This window comes from Thioclava sp. JE_KL1 (assembly GCF_009296265.1).
GTDB lineage: Bacteria > Pseudomonadota > Alphaproteobacteria > Rhodobacterales > Rhodobacteraceae > Thioclava.
Genome location: NZ_WBJS01000007.1, coordinates 343,867 through 357,288, shown reverse-complemented (window position 1 = coordinate 357,288; position 13,422 = coordinate 343,867). Strand labels below are relative to the sequence as shown.

Sequence of the window (13,422 nt, the reverse complement as noted above, 5' to 3'; positions counted from 1 at the left end):
CGGATCGGCGTGACAGCCTCGACCCCTGCTTTACAAACAGACAGACGAGATTCGCCCGAACTGGACGCGGGTGATGGTGCAACGTCTCGCGCGGCGGCTCAGGGCGTAAGAAAAAGAACACCAGCGGATTGGCGAAGCGATAGAAACTCGCAAATCATATTCGGGAGAAAGAACAGCAAACGGTTCGCCTGAACACTGATTTGCGCGACGACACGTTTGGCCGCTCTTCGGTCTCACGCAGCCCCTCTGGATGCGCCTGCGCGCGGAGTGCGCGCAGGGCTTTGGATGAGGTCGGCTTTGAGAGCTTAGCCGCCGAAGCGCGGCTCCGGAACGCCTTTCACGCCGAGACCGCGGATCGCGAACAGGCTGCCGCGCTGAACACCGTCGTCGGGAAAACGCGGCAGTGGGGGCTTTGCCATCGACGTGACGTAGAGCACGTCGAGATCAGGGCCGCCGAACTGGACGCTCGTGACCTTCTTCACTGGCATCGGGATTTCCATATCGAGCGTGCCGTCCGGTGCGAAGCGGCAGATCCGCCCATCATAGACCAGCGCCATCCAGTAATAGCCCTCCGCATCGACCGTCGCCCCGTCCGCGGCGCCCCCGTTGGAGGTATCGGCCTTCGCAAAGGTGCGACGGTTCGAAATGCCGCCCGTCTCGATATCATAGTCATAAGCCCAGATCTCACCGGTCCAGGTATCGGTGAAGTAGAAGGTCTTGTCGTCCGGCGAGAAGCAAGGCCCGTTCGAGCAGATGATCCCCTCCTCGAGCTTGGTTACGCTCAGGTCGGGATCGACGCGGTAGAGTGCGCCCAGCGGCCCCTCTTCCTGCATGTCCATCGAGCCGGCGAAAAACCGTCCGCGCCGGTCGCATTTTCCGTCGTTGATACGGGTCGTGGCGAGATTAGCCTCCGGGTCGTGCAGCAACTCGCAATCGCCGCTGTCGAAATCCAGTAACCAGAACCCCTTGTCGAGCGAGACGATGGCGTCCTTGCCGTCCTTGCGCACCGCCATCGAGCCGATCTTGCCCGGCACATCCCAGGCGCGCAGCTCCGTCCCGTCCGCAGTGCAGCGAAACACACGTCCATCCATCGAGTCGATGAAATAGAGCCGCTGGCTTTCGACGTCCCAGACCGGGCCCTCGCCCAGCGTCGTCTTCACGTCGAGCAGAATATCGATCTGCATGTTGGTCTCCTCCCTTGGTATCCGGTTCAGAAGTTCACGGCGTCGCCGCCTTTGAGCGCGAGCATCTCGCGCGCCTCGTCCGGCGTCGCGAGCTCGAGGCCCAGCCCCTCGACGAGGGCGCGCGCCTTGGCGACCTGTTGGGCGTTGCTCTCTGCAAGCTTGCCGCGCGAGATCCAGATGCTGTCCTCGAGACCGACGCGGATATTGCCCCCCATGCTCAGTGCCTGTGTGGCGATGCGGAACTGGTCCTTGCCGGCACCCAGAACCGACCAGCGGAAATCCTTTCCGAAGAGACGGTCTGCCGTGCGCTTCATGTGCATGACATCCTCGGGATGGGTGCCGATCCCCCCCAGCAGGCCAAAGACGGACTGAACGAAGAACGGCGGCTTCACGAGGCCACGGTCCGCGAAATGCGCGAGGTTGTAGAGATGCGAGATATCGTAGCATTCGAACTCGAACCGGGTGCCGTTGTCGTAACAGGTCTCCAGCACGTATTCGATGTCCTTGAACGAATTGCGGAAGACGAGGTCACGCGACCCCTCGAGATGCTCGCGCTCCCATGCGTGCTTGAACTCCTTGTATTTCGCGAGAAGCGGGAAGAAGCCGAAATTCATCGACCCCATGTTGAGCGAGGCGACCTCGGGCGCCCATTGCGCCGCGGGCTTCGTGCGCTCGTCAACCGTCATGTAGGGCGAACCGCCGGTGGTGATATTCACCACCGCGTTCGTCGCCTGCTTGATCCGGCCCAAGAACGGCGCGAAGGCCTCGGCCGACTGGTCAGGCTTGCCGGTTTTCGGGTCACGGGCATGCAGGTGCAGGATCGCGGCCCCCGCTTCGGCCGCCCCGATCGCGGCTTCAGCGATCTCGTCGGGCGTGATGGGCAGGTGGTCCGACATCGTTGGCGTGTGGATGGCGCCGGTCACGGCGCAGGTGAGGATGACCTTGTCTGGCATTCTATCAATCTCCGATTTCGTCTGTTGCGCGGCGCTTGTGAGCGGCGAGCGCCATGAGGCGCCGGTCTCGCCACGCCTGCCGCTGAGCAAGCTCGTCTGCGGGAAGCGCCGCACGGCGCTCCGCCTCGATCCGGTCCAGCACGGGGCCGCGCCAGTCCGCCGCGGGTTGCCCCGCCATGCCGTCATAAATGCCGCCGTAGCGCGTCACATATTGCCGCACGCCCTCGGGCGCGTTGAGGTCGATGGTCTCGAACGGGCCGATGAAGGACCAGCGAAGCGCGAGCCCTTCGCGCAACCCGATATCGACGTCTTCGGTGCTGGCATATCCATCGGCCACAAGCCGGAACGCCTCATGCAGAAGCGCGCCCTGAAGGCGGTTCATCACGAAGCCGTCGATTTCCTTCTGCATGACGATCGGGCGCATGCCGGCATCGCGCAGAAGATCCGCCGTGCGCTCAAGGAGCGCGGGATCGGTCCAGGGCGCGGGCACCAACTCTGCTGCGGGCACGAGATAGGCGGGATTGATCGGATGATTGACCATGACCCTGTGACGCCCCGCGAGCCCCTCGGAAATGGCCGACGGCAGCAGGGCCGACGACGAAGAGGCGAGCACGGTATCGGGTCCGACGATCGCGTCGAGACGTGCGAAGATTTCGCGCTTCACTCCGATTTCCTCGAAAGTGCTCTCCTGCACGTGCCGCGCGCCCTCGAGCGCCTCTTCGAGCGTGGCGACCGGCTCGATGCGCGCGAGGGCTTCCTCGGCGGTTCCGGGGATGAGGCCCAGACGCTCCAGTTCCGGCAGCATCTCGGCGGCGAAGTCGCGCGCGGCCTTTGGCGCGGCGGGGACCTCGTCCCACAACCGCACCGGATGACCGGCGCGGGCGAACACGATGGCCCAGGCGCGCCCGATAAGCCCCGAACCGACGCAGGCGACAGGGTCTTTCATCACAAGGTCTCCACGTTGCCATCGACGGGGAAGCTCTGCCCCGACAGGTTGCGCCCGGTCTCGGCGATCAGGAAGGCGGCCATGTCCGCCACGTCCTCGGGCGGGGTCATCCGGCGCAGCGAGACGTTCGACAGATACCGCTCGGTCATCTCTTCATCGCTGATCCCGGTCTGCTTCGCGCGAGCTGCGATCACACCTTCGATCCGCGGCCCTTCGATAATGCCGGGCAGGATCGCATTGGCACGGATATTCTCGGGACCGAGCTCCTTCGCGAGGCTCTGGGTGAACCCGATCACCCCCCATTTGGCCGAAGCGTAGGGCGTCCGGAACGCATAGCCGAACTTGCCCGCCGAGGAGGAGATATTGACGATCGCTCCCCCCCCTGCCGCGCGCAGCATCGGCACCGCTTTCCGCGTGCATAGAAACTGCCCGGTCAGGCCGATATCGAGGCAACGCCGCCAATCCTCAGGCGAGATTTCGTCGACCGAGCCGGTAGGCCCCGCAATGCCGGCATTGTTGACCAGCGCATCGAGCCCGCCGAGGGTCTTCCCGATCGCCTCGAAGAAAGATGCCACCGCAGCTTCATCCGAGACGTCGGCGCGCAGGGCCACGTCGGCGCCCAGCTCCCGCGCGGCACGTTCAAGCGCGGCTTCATCGATATCGCAGATAGCCAGCCGCGCGCCTTGCCGAGCCAGTTCCCGCGCGATGCACAGACCGATGCCGGAAGCGCCCGCCGTGACCGCAATGCGTTTGCCCTCGAGGCCGGGCAATTTCATCCTGGATGTATCACTCATCGAAATCTCCTTGGTTATTTGCGCAATGCGATCACGGCCATCAGGATGACGAGCCCGAAGAACACTGAGCGGAATGCGAAGGGCAGCGCGGTGCCGGCAAGCAGGGTCTGCATCGCGGTCAGCAGCAGTGCGCCGCCCAGCATGCCCGCGTAATGCCCGCGGCCACCGGTGATCAGCGCCCCACCCACGACGACGACCGCGATCGAGGGCAGAAGGTAGTCATCCCCCATCCCGAGGCTCGCCTGTCCGGAAAAGCCCGCCAGCAGAACGCCGACCAGCGCCGCGCAGAGCGCCGAGAGGATGTAGACAGAGATGATAACCCGCCCTGTGCGCACCCCTGAGAGGCGCGCCGCCAGTTCGCTGTTGCCGACCGCGTAGACCCGGCGCCCGAACGCGGTGCGTCCCAACAGGACGATCGCGAGAGCGACGAAGGCGGCCATGAAGATGATCACCGGGGTCACGCCCATCAGCTTGCCGGTCATCAGCCAACGCAGCGAGGGCGGTGCGAACCCGGCGGGCGTGCCGCCCGACCAGATCAAGGCCGCGCCCTGAAGAATGCCGTTCATCGCGAGCGTCACGACGATCGGCGACAGGCCCAGCGCCACGACGCCCAGCCCGTTCGCGAGCCCGATCAGCGCAGCCACCGCGAAGACGACCGGCAGCGCCGTGAGCAACCCCATGTCTTGGCCGCCAACGAGCCCGGTCAGCATCACGCCCGACAGCGCGATGCTCCAGGGCAACGACAGGTCCAGCCCCCCGGTCAGGATCACCGCGCCCTGCCCCAGAGCGAGGATCGCGAGGAAGCTCGAGAGCACAAGGAGCGAGTCCCAGTAGCGCCAGCCGCTGAAGACATTGCCCAGCACCAGCTGCGTCGCGATCAGGACCACCACGAGGCAGATCCAGGCGGGCAGAACGTGGCGCAGCGTATGACCGTGACGTTGCAGGAAAGTTTGCGCGGGGGCGGTCTCTGCCGGTCGCGTGAAAGCAAGCCTGTGATCCTCACCCGAGCGTTGGCCTACGAGCCATCCGCGCCGCCGGGCGCCGATCGCATCGGTGACTTCGCGCAGGCGCTGCGAGAGCGTGCTGTCACGGCGCAGCGAGCCTGCGAGCACCGCGATCAGGAGCACTGCGCTTTCCGCGATGGTCGAATAGTAAGCCGAGACGTTGAGCGACAGCAGAAGGTTCACGACGATCATCAGGATATAGGCCCCGAGGATCGTGCCCAGCACACCGCCTTTACCACCGCCAAGACGGGTGCCGCCGATCACCACAGCCGCGAAGGTCGGCAGCAGAAGCGAGTTCCCCACCAGCGGGTCGCCGCTGCCGGTCTGGGCGCTCACGAAAACACCGGCGAGCCCGTAAAGCCCACCTGCGAGCACATAGGTCGCAAAGGTAACGGTGCGCGCGTGAAGCCCTGTCGCTCGGGCAGCCTCCGCATCGCTGCCCACTGCATAGAGCGTAATCCCGTAGCCCGTGCGCTTGAGCCAGAGCCACAGCGCCACCAGCACGAGCATCAGCGTGATCGGTGCGGGGAGAAGACCAGGGATCGTGTCCCCAAGATAGACGGATGCGAGCGAAGGCGCGACGAAGCCGCCCGGCATTGCCATCACAAGGAGCGTCAGCCCTTGCACGATGAACATCACCGCCAAGGTGACCACGATGGGCTGCAGGCGCACCACGGCCACGAAAAAGCCGTTCACCGCACCCACGGCCATGCCGATACCGATCCCGATCGCGGTCCAGAGCGGCACGGAGGCCTGCATGTTCGCCGGGTCCATCGAGGTCGCAAGCACCGCGTTGACCAGCGAGACCACCGCCCCTGCCGACAAATCGAACCCGCCCGACAGGATAACCAGTGTTTGCCCTGCAGCCGCGATCGCCGAGGTCGCCCCGCCGCTTGCGAGAAATGAGATGTCGAAATAGCTCAGCGGATAGGGGCTCAGCCCCGCGTTCAACGCCATGAGCCCCGCCAGCACCAGCGCCGCGACGATCACGGCCTGTCCGTGACGCAGGCTGCGTAGCCAGTTGGAGGACTTGCGCCGCGGCGTGGCCCCGGATGATAGGCTTTGGTCACTCATGCCCGGACCTCCTGTTTCGGATGCGTCGTATCTCCCTTCAGCGGTGCGTTCCCGCCGAGCGTGGCCTGCATGATCGCGTTCTCGCTCAATTCTTCACCCTCGAGCCAACACGACAGCCGACCCTCGTAGAGGACGCCGACCCGGTCGCACAGATGCACGAGTTCAGGGATTTCGGTGGAATGGAGCAGGACCGATCCGCCTGCATCCGTATAGGCGCGCAGCAGCGCATAGATTTGCTCTTTCGTCCCGACATCGATGCCGCGCGTCGGATCGAAGAGGAGCAGAATCCGACTTTGCGCCACGAGCCACTTGGCCAGCACGATCTTCTGCTGATTGCCGCCCGAGAACGCGCCCGCGGGCAGGTAATGCGCGCGTTCGTCCACCTCGACGGCGGCGAAAGCCCCCGCAGCGGCACGCGCCTCCTCCCCGTCATCGAGAACCGGCCCCCGGTGAAACCGCGAGAGCACGGGCAGGCTGGCATTCTGCCGCCCGCTGAGTTCCAGGAACAAACCTTGCGTCTTGCGTTCCTCGGGCACGAGCCCGATCGCGACAGATGGATGCAGCGCATCGGCCGGGGCGCGCAGATGGAGGGGCGTCCCGTCCAGCTCGATATGGCCCGCGCGCAACCGCTCCTGTCCGAAAAGGGCGGAGAACAGCGCCTCCTGCCCCATGCCTTGCAGCCCGGCAATCCCGAGGATTTCTCCCTTATGTAGAGAAATTTCGGCCTCGCGCAGCTTCGGCCCCGCCGACAGCGCGCGAGTGGCGAGAACCGGGACCTGCCCCGCGATCTCCTTCGGGGCGCGGCGCGGCGGGAAGGCATTTTCGACCGAGCGGCCCACGATCATCTCGACCACTTCGGCATCACTGACATCCGCGACCTTCGCCGAGGTCACGGACCGTCCGTTGCGCAAGATGGTGAGCGTATCGCAGAAGGCGCGCACTTCGGGCAAGCGGTGCGAGATGAACAGCACGGTAATCCCCTGCGCGGCCGCGTCCGCGATGATCCGGCCGAGCCAGTCGACATCGCTGCCAGAGAGTGCCGATGTCGGCTCGTCGAGCAAAAGGATTTCGGGCTGGCGGTAAAGAGCGCGGGCGATCTCAATCTTCTGACGCACAGCCAAAGTCAGCTCCTCGGCCAACGCATCGAGATCGACTTCGAGGCCCAGCGCTTCAAAATGTGCGATCACCTCGCGCCGCGCACGGCTGCGGTCCAGCGTGCCGATGATCGTCCGGCGCGACCGACCCAGCAGCATGTTGTCGAGCACGCTCAGGTCTGGGACCAGCGTCAGCTCCTGGAAGGCGGTCTGGATCCCCGCGGCATGGGCATCGCGCGCATTGCGCAAGCTGACGTCGCGACCGCCTATTCGGATCGTGCCAGAATCTGGCCGCACGAGCCCCGAGAGCAGTTTCATGGTGGTCGACTTGCCGGCACCGTTTTCGCCGAGCAGGGCGTGGACGCGGCCGCGAGCCACGGAGAAGCTGACCCTGTCATTGGCGACAGTGGGACCGTAGGCCTTCGACAGGTCATGAACTTCCACCGCAGGCGCTGAATCGGCGATGCGTGACATGCAATTCTCCGGAATGCGTATGTATGGTGCGGTCTGCGCCCGGCGGCGGAAGTCCGCGCCGCCGGGCGTCTGACCTCAGTTCTCGGGCTGGCCGACGAGCGCGGCGTTCAGACCAAGCTGCGGCAGATCTTCCGAGAAGATCGAGGCGAACCAGCCGGGGTTCGACACCATCGAGGGCTGGAACACGTTGCACCCCGCCTTCTGCTCATCCCAGCTGCCCGTCTCGCAAAGCTGCACGGTCTCGTTGGTGACGAGGGGCAGCGGCAAGGTGGTATGCTTCGGGATATCCTGCCCTTCGAGCTTGTCGACCGCGAGCTTCAGGGCCAGTGCGCCGGAATAGGGCGGCGAGGCGTAGGAAATCCGGGGGGCGCCCATCGGCGCATAGGGCTTGCTCGCCCCTTCGACCGCTGTATCTGCCGGAAGCATCTGGATGCGCCCGCCATTCGATCCCTCACCTGCACAGGGCAGCAGCTCGGAAGGATCGCGTCCCGCTTCGAGCTGCATGGAATCCGCCGTGTAGCAGCCAACCTGCATCCAGAGCCCGTTGATATCGGACCAGTCGCGGGTGGCCATCAGCTTGTTGAGTTCAGTCCGGGCCACCGCCTGGCTCCACATGCCCACGGCCTCGCCGACGATATTGATGCCGTCATGCTGGGCGAAGACTTCTTTGGCCGCCTTGGTCCGGGCGGTATCCACGGACGTGCCGGGCACACCTGTCACCATCACGACATCGCCCTTGCCGCCCATCTTGTCGACCAGCCATTCCGCGGTCTTTCGACCGGCCTCCTCTTGGTCGATCGTCACGTTATAGGCACAGGGCTCCGTGATCTCTGCATCATAGGCGATAACCGTCACACCACGCGAGCAGGCGCTCTTGACGACGCTGTTCAGCGCAGTGGGCGAGATCGGGTAGACGACGATCGCATCCGCACCGGCCTGCACCATCGCGTTGATCTGCTGAATCTGGCGCTGGGCGTTCGGCCCGGCGACCTGGACCTCGAGATCCACCTTGTCGGCATAGTCCTTCGACGCGGCGAGCGCCTTGACCATGTTCGAAGCCTCGGCCTGCCAATCGTTCCCGATATAGCTCATCGAAAGATAGACTTTGTAAGGCCCGTCGCTCTGCGCCTGGGCGGCTCCAGCCACGAGACCAAGGGCGCAGGCGGCGCCCGCGATATAGCGTTTGATCATTTCTTCCTCCCATGTCCGGCGACTCTCCCCGGTCGCCTCACGGATTTCACGATCCGATATCTTTGATCAAAAGTCAAAACGTGTTTTATTCTTTTTCGAGCCGGCGTAGTTTGGGCCGTGAAATGAAAGGTCTGACCATGTTCGAAAGCGTCACGCCGCTGAAGCGCGAAACCCTGCAGACGCTGGTGCATCAGCGGCTTTGCGATCTGATTCTGCAGGGCGAGATCGCACCCGGCGAGTCGATCACTGTCGCCAGCATCGCCAAGGCGCTCGACGTCAGTCCGATGCCGGTGCGCGAAGCAATTTCCCGGCTCATGGCTCTCGGCGCGCTGACCATCGTGTCGGGACGATCCATCGGGGTGCCGCGTCTTGGGGTAGAGGAACTCGCCGACTTGCGCAAAGTCCGCTCGGAGATCGAGACCACCGCGGTGGCCTGGGCGGTCGAGCGCCGCGATCCCGAGTTCATCGCACAGCTGGAAAAAATCCTCTACGCGATGGAAGCTGCGGAAGCCGCGGGCCAGGTGCGCGAATTCATTCACGCGAATTACGACTTCCACTTCACCATTTATCGACAAGCAGGTTCCCCCCTGCTCCTCGAGATCATCGGCAATATCTGGCTGCGGATAAATCCGCAGTTCCACCTGCTGCAACGCCATGGCCACTACCGTGTTTCCAACAAGCAGCACCGCAGGCTGTTCGAGGCCATCCGGAACGGCGACAGTGCAGCGGCCATCGCAGCCCTGCGCGAGGATATCGACAGCGCCTACGAGGTCATCCTCGCCAACCTCAAGGAGAGCGAAGCCGAGCGCGGGTGAACAGGTTGGGCGGTGATGCTGGAGAGAGCCAGCAACGCCGGCCCGGAAAAGCTACATATATGACAGACTATGGGTAGCTTTCTCGAACGGTTGGATTGCGAGCTGGTGCTGCAGCGCGCACAAGACCTCCTTGCTCTTAGGCTCGTCCCCATCGGCGATCTCCTGATAGCCCTCTTGGAGCAAACCTGCCCGGCCAAAATGCAGCTGCCTCATGTCGACGGGATCATCATTCTGGGCGGCGCCGAAGACGGGGTCGGCACGGCCCGCCACCACCAGGTTCAGCTCAACGCCGCCGCCGAGCGTGTCACTGCCGGGCTCGCCCTAGCGCATCGCTTTCCAGATGCCAGGGTCCTGCTCTCTGGCGGCAGCGGCACCCTGCGCGATCTGGCACGAGAAAGCATGCCCGGCGCTGAGGTCATGGCCGCCGCTTTTCGCGAAACGGGCAGGCTAGCAGAGGGGCGACGGGGTTGGTCGCTACGCTCATGCCCGCCAGCTCCGCTTCCGCCGCATCCGGGGACATTACCCTTCAAGCTAGCCTCCGCAGGCCCCAAAGTTTCTCTTCGAGAGCGTCTATATGCATAGAAAACGTTGAGGCGCTTTTTAAAGATAAAAACCTTCCCCCGCTCCAGATAGAAAGCGTTCTCTCCTGCACAAGAAATACCGACACCCGAAAGCCACAAGAAACTGCATGAGCAATTCAGCCTCTTACTTTGACCGCGTGATCAGATAAGTCTTAATACATCCGCACTTTGGAATTAATGAGGACTGAATGAAAATTAAAGCTTTTGCACTCATGGCCTGTGCCGCAATTTCTTTGGCAGCATGCGACACCTACACGGCACAGCAATACCAAACGACCCCGCAAAACACGATCGTCATTCAACAGCTCGCCTCGACCGGTGCGCGTGCCTCCGTGGGCGACGTTCGTTTGGCGGAGGGCATTGAAGCCCGACCGACGTGCCGCTTGGCAGGGCCGCTCGATCTGGGTGGCGGCGACGATCTGGCGAACACCATCAAACAAGCCATTCAAGGCGAATTACTTGCTGGCGGGATGTTCCGGGTTAACGCGACGCCGATCAACATCACCGTGACCGAGCTCAAACCGGATTCGTTCAACGGCAGCTGGACCATCGGCTTGCAAGCCTATTCGAGAAAAAGCTCTGGCTATGCGATCCAATCGACAACTGGTTTCAGCACTAGCTTCTCCGCAGTCTCGGCATGCAACAACACCGCCACCGCATTCAATCGCGCACTTTCGGATGCGATTCAGAAGCTGGTGAAGGACACGCGGTTTAAATCTCTGCTGTAAATCTCATCTTTCTTTTGCTCTGAATCGGACTAGCAGCTTCGCCTTGAAGCCAATGTCAAAAGGGACCGCTCGTCATTCGAGCGGTCCCAAATGAGAACGGCGGAGCAATAGTCGGCCACGGTAGCGGCGGGATGCTCCTGCTGCGGGCGGCGTAAAAGTCGTCCACTTTTGCCCTTTCTGGCGACAGGGAGGGTGCGAGGATTTTCACCGTGGACTTGTATCGCAAGGTTCGACTTGCCTGCGCCGAGGGGATGAGCCAGCGAGAGGCGGCGCGTCACTTCGGGATTTCACGCGACAGCGTGCAGAAGATGTTGGCGTATTCAGTTCCGCCAGGCTACCGCCGCAAGGCGCCGATCAAGCGCCCGAAGCTGGATGGTTTTACCGAGATCATCGACGCCTGGCTCGAAGAGGATCGCGGTGTCCCGCGCAAGCAGCGGCACACCGCCAAGCGTGTGTTCGAACGGCTGCGGGAGGAACACGGCTTCACCGGCGGCTACACGATCGTGAAGGATTACATTCGCGAGCATGACCGGCGTGGTCGCGAGATGTTCGTGCCGTTGGCCCATGCGCCGGGGCATGCCCAAGCCGACTTCGGCGAGGCGATGGTCATCATTGATGGCGTCGAGCAGAAGGCGCATTTCTTCGCCTTCGACCTGCCGCACAGCGATGCCTGTTACATCCGGGCCTATCCGGCAGCAACTTCTGAGGCCTGGGTCGACGGGCATGTTCACGCGTTCGGCTTCTTCGGTCGGGTGCCGGTGTCGGTGCTCTACGACAACGACAGGTGCCTAGTGGCACAGATCCTACCGGACGGCACCCGCAAGCGGGCCAGGCTGTTCAGCGGGTTCCTGTCACATTACCTGCTCCGTGACCGCTATGGCCGCCCCGGCAAGGGCAATGACAAAGGCAGCGTCGAGGGGCTGGTCGGCTATGCCCGGCGCAACTTCATGGTGCCGGTGCCGCGCTTCCCCTCCTGGGAGGCATTCAACACTTGGTTGGAGGAGCAGTGCCGCAAGCGTCAGGGCGATATCCTGCGCGGCCACACCGAGGCGATCGGCGCGCGCCTTGCCCGGGACCTCGAGGTGATGGCGGAGCTGCCGCCTGCCCCTTTCGATGCCTGCGATCAGGCGAGCGGGCGGGTCACCTCGCAGGCGCTGGTGCGCTACAAGACCAACGACTATTTGGTGCCGGTCGCCTACGGCCACCGCGATGTCTGGCTGCGCGGCTATGTCGACGAGGTGGCGATTGGCTGCGGCGGCGATCTCATCGCCCGTCATCCGCGCAGCTATGAGCGCGAGGATGTCGTCTTCGATCCGGTCCACTACCTCCCGCTGATCGAGAAGAAGATCAACGCGCTCGACCAGGCCGCGCCGCTGACGGGCTGGGAGCTGCCGCCCGAGTTCGCAACCCTGCGCCGCCTAATGGAGGCGCGCATGCTCAAGGCGGGGCGGCGTGAGTTCGTTCAGGTCCTGCGCCTGCTGGAGGCCTTCGAGGTCGACGACCTGCATGCCGCCGTGAAGACGGCCCTGCGTATGGGGGCCATCGGCTTCGACGCCGTCAAGCACCTGGTGCTGTGTCAGGTCGAGAAGCGACCTCCGAAGCTCGATCTCGACGTCTATCCCTACCTGCCGCGGGCCGAGGTCGGAAAGACCTCGGCGGCCAGCTACATGTGCCTGATCTCGGAGGAGGCCCGATGACCGACGCGCCTGACCTCCTGCTCGCCCATCATCTGAAGACGCTGAAGCTGCCGACCTTCCTGAGGGAATACGACAAGCTCGCGCGCCAGTGCGCCGCGGAGGGGCAGGACCACGTTCGCTTCCTGGCCCGGCTGGTGGAACTCGAACTGATCGACCGCGAACGGCGGATGGTCGAGCGCCGCATCAAGGCGGCGAAGTTCCCGGCAACCAAGAGCCTCGACAGCTTCGACTTCAAGGCGATCCCCAAACTCAACAAGATGCAGGTGCTGGAACTCGCCCGCGGGGAATGGATCGAGCGGCGCGAGAATGTCATCGCCCTCGGCCCGAGCGGCACCGGCAAGACCCATATCGCTCTGGGTCTGGGGCTGGCAGCCTGCCAGAAGGGCCTTTCCGTCGGCTTCACCACCGCCGCCGCATTGGTCCATGAGTTGATGGAGGCCCGCGACGAGCGCCGCCTGCTACGCCTGCAAAAACAGATGGTCGGATACAAGCTCCTGATCATCGACGAACTGGGCTTCGTGCCGCTGAGCAAGACCGGCGCCGAGCTGCTGTTCGAACTGATCTCGCAGCGCTACGAGCGGGGCGCCACCATGATCACCAGCAATCTGCCCTTCGACGAATGGACCGAGACCTTCGGCTCCGAGCGCCTGACCGGCGCTCTGCTCGACCGGCTCACCCACCATGTCCACATCCTCGAGATGAACGGCGACAGCTATCGGCTCGCACAGAGCCGCGCGCGCAAGTCCGCCGACACCGCCTGATCCAGCCGATAAAGGCTTGGCCCTCACGGGCCAAGGCGGCCAGTCAACCGCCAGCTATCTGGGAAGCGCGGCTGACTGGCCGCCGCCTCATGGCGCGCGTCGCGCCCAAACCCGAAGTGGCCGGTT

Annotated in this window: 11 protein-coding genes; 4 read left to right on the top strand and 7 right to left on the bottom strand. The window is 63.8% G+C overall.

Annotated elements, in window-relative coordinates; translation table 11 throughout:
* Positions 1 to 305: 305 nt before the first annotated feature.
* The 7 genes from F8R15_RS15835 to F8R15_RS15805 form a co-directional block, all read right to left on the bottom strand.
* Positions 306 to 1,184, bottom strand: a complete 879-nt coding sequence (locus tag F8R15_RS15835; RefSeq protein WP_152845225.1) for an SMP-30/gluconolactonase/LRE family protein — start codon at positions 1,182 to 1,184, stop codon at positions 306 to 308.
* A gap of 26 nt (positions 1,185 to 1,210) precedes the next feature.
* Positions 1,211 to 2,137 (bottom strand): 3-keto-5-aminohexanoate cleavage protein, encoded by a 927-nt coding sequence (locus F8R15_RS15830; RefSeq protein ID WP_078540082.1) that lies wholly within the window; start codon positions 2,135 to 2,137, stop codon positions 1,211 to 1,213.
* Positions 2,138 to 2,141: 4 nt separating this feature from the next.
* Positions 2,142 to 3,083 carry a 3-hydroxyacyl-CoA dehydrogenase gene (locus F8R15_RS15825; protein ID WP_152845224.1) on the bottom strand — a complete coding sequence of 314 codons (942 nt, stop codon included), beginning with the start codon at positions 3,081 to 3,083 and terminating at the stop codon, positions 2,142 to 2,144.
* Positions 3,083 to 3,877, bottom strand: a complete 795-nt coding sequence (locus tag F8R15_RS15820) for an SDR family oxidoreductase (RefSeq protein WP_152845223.1) — start codon at positions 3,875 to 3,877, stop codon at positions 3,083 to 3,085. The genes F8R15_RS15825 and F8R15_RS15820 overlap by 1 nt, the downstream gene beginning before the upstream one ends.
* A 14-nt stretch (positions 3,878 to 3,891) precedes the next feature.
* A complete protein-coding gene (locus F8R15_RS15815; protein ID WP_152845222.1) occupies positions 3,892 to 5,955 on the bottom strand; it encodes an ABC transporter permease in 2,064 nt (687 codons plus the stop codon).
* Entirely contained in the window at positions 5,952 to 7,523 is a 1,572-nt protein-coding gene (locus F8R15_RS15810; protein WP_152845221.1) for a sugar ABC transporter ATP-binding protein, read from the bottom strand. Before F8R15_RS15810 ends, F8R15_RS15815 begins: the two co-directional genes overlap by 4 nt.
* Positions 7,524 to 7,598: 75 nt before the next feature.
* Positions 7,599 to 8,714, bottom strand: a complete 1,116-nt coding sequence (locus tag F8R15_RS15805) for a sugar ABC transporter substrate-binding protein (RefSeq protein ID WP_078540087.1) — start codon at positions 8,712 to 8,714, stop codon at positions 7,599 to 7,601.
* A 122-nt stretch (positions 8,715 to 8,836) separates the two neighbouring features.
* On the opposite strand from F8R15_RS15805, the gene F8R15_RS15800 reads away from it, so the two are divergent.
* The 4 genes from F8R15_RS15800 to istB all read left to right on the top strand — a co-directional run bounded on the left by F8R15_RS15800 (position 8,837) and on the right by istB (position 13,296).
* Positions 8,837 to 9,529 carry a GntR family transcriptional regulator gene (locus tag F8R15_RS15800; protein ID WP_253732655.1) on the top strand — a complete coding sequence of 231 codons (693 nt, stop codon included), beginning with the start codon at positions 8,837 to 8,839 and terminating at the stop codon, positions 9,527 to 9,529.
* A 769-nt stretch (positions 9,530 to 10,298) separates the two neighbouring features.
* Entirely contained in the window at positions 10,299 to 10,838 is a 540-nt protein-coding gene (locus tag F8R15_RS15795; RefSeq protein WP_152845220.1) for a hypothetical protein, read from the top strand.
* A gap of 251 nt (positions 10,839 to 11,089) precedes the next feature.
* Positions 11,090 to 12,535 (top strand): IS21 family transposase, encoded by a 1,446-nt coding sequence (istA, locus tag F8R15_RS15790; protein WP_172976245.1) that lies wholly within the window; start codon positions 11,090 to 11,092, stop codon positions 12,533 to 12,535.
* Positions 12,532 to 13,296: an IS21-like element helper ATPase IstB gene (istB, locus tag F8R15_RS15785; RefSeq protein WP_083080296.1), complete on the top strand. Its 765-nt coding sequence runs from the start codon at positions 12,532 to 12,534 to the stop codon at positions 13,294 to 13,296. Before istA ends, istB begins: the two co-directional genes overlap by 4 nt.
* The last annotated feature ends 126 nt before the right edge of the window (positions 13,297 to 13,422 follow it).

Excerpts from the sequence above, each read along its gene's own strand:
- F8R15_RS15800 (WP_253732655.1), top strand. The coding sequence starts at position 8,837 with ATGAAAGGTCTGACCATGTTCGAAAGCGTCACGCCGCTGAAGCGCGAA.
- F8R15_RS15815 (WP_152845222.1), bottom strand. The coding sequence starts at position 5,955 with ATGAGTGACCAAAGCCTATCATCCGGGGCCACGCCGCGGCGCAAGTCC.
- F8R15_RS15820 (WP_152845223.1), bottom strand. The coding sequence starts at position 3,877 with ATGAGTGATACATCCAGGATGAAATTGCCCGGCCTCGAGGGCAAACGC.
- F8R15_RS15810 (WP_152845221.1), bottom strand. The coding sequence starts at position 7,523 with ATGTCACGCATCGCCGATTCAGCGCCTGCGGTGGAAGTTCATGACCTG.
- F8R15_RS15805 (WP_078540087.1), bottom strand. The coding sequence starts at position 8,714 with ATGATCAAACGCTATATCGCGGGCGCCGCCTGCGCCCTTGGTCTCGTG.
- istA (WP_172976245.1), top strand. The coding sequence starts at position 11,090 with ATGAGCCAGCGAGAGGCGGCGCGTCACTTCGGGATTTCACGCGACAGC.
- F8R15_RS15835 (WP_152845225.1), bottom strand. The coding sequence starts at position 1,184 with ATGCAGATCGATATTCTGCTCGACGTGAAGACGACGCTGGGCGAGGGC.
- F8R15_RS15830 (WP_078540082.1), bottom strand. The coding sequence starts at position 2,137 with ATGCCAGACAAGGTCATCCTCACCTGCGCCGTGACCGGCGCCATCCAC.
- F8R15_RS15825 (WP_152845224.1), bottom strand. The coding sequence starts at position 3,083 with ATGAAAGACCCTGTCGCCTGCGTCGGTTCGGGGCTTATCGGGCGCGCC.
- istB (WP_083080296.1), top strand. The coding sequence starts at position 12,532 with ATGACCGACGCGCCTGACCTCCTGCTCGCCCATCATCTGAAGACGCTG.
- F8R15_RS15795 (WP_152845220.1), top strand. The coding sequence starts at position 10,299 with ATGAAAATTAAAGCTTTTGCACTCATGGCCTGTGCCGCAATTTCTTTG.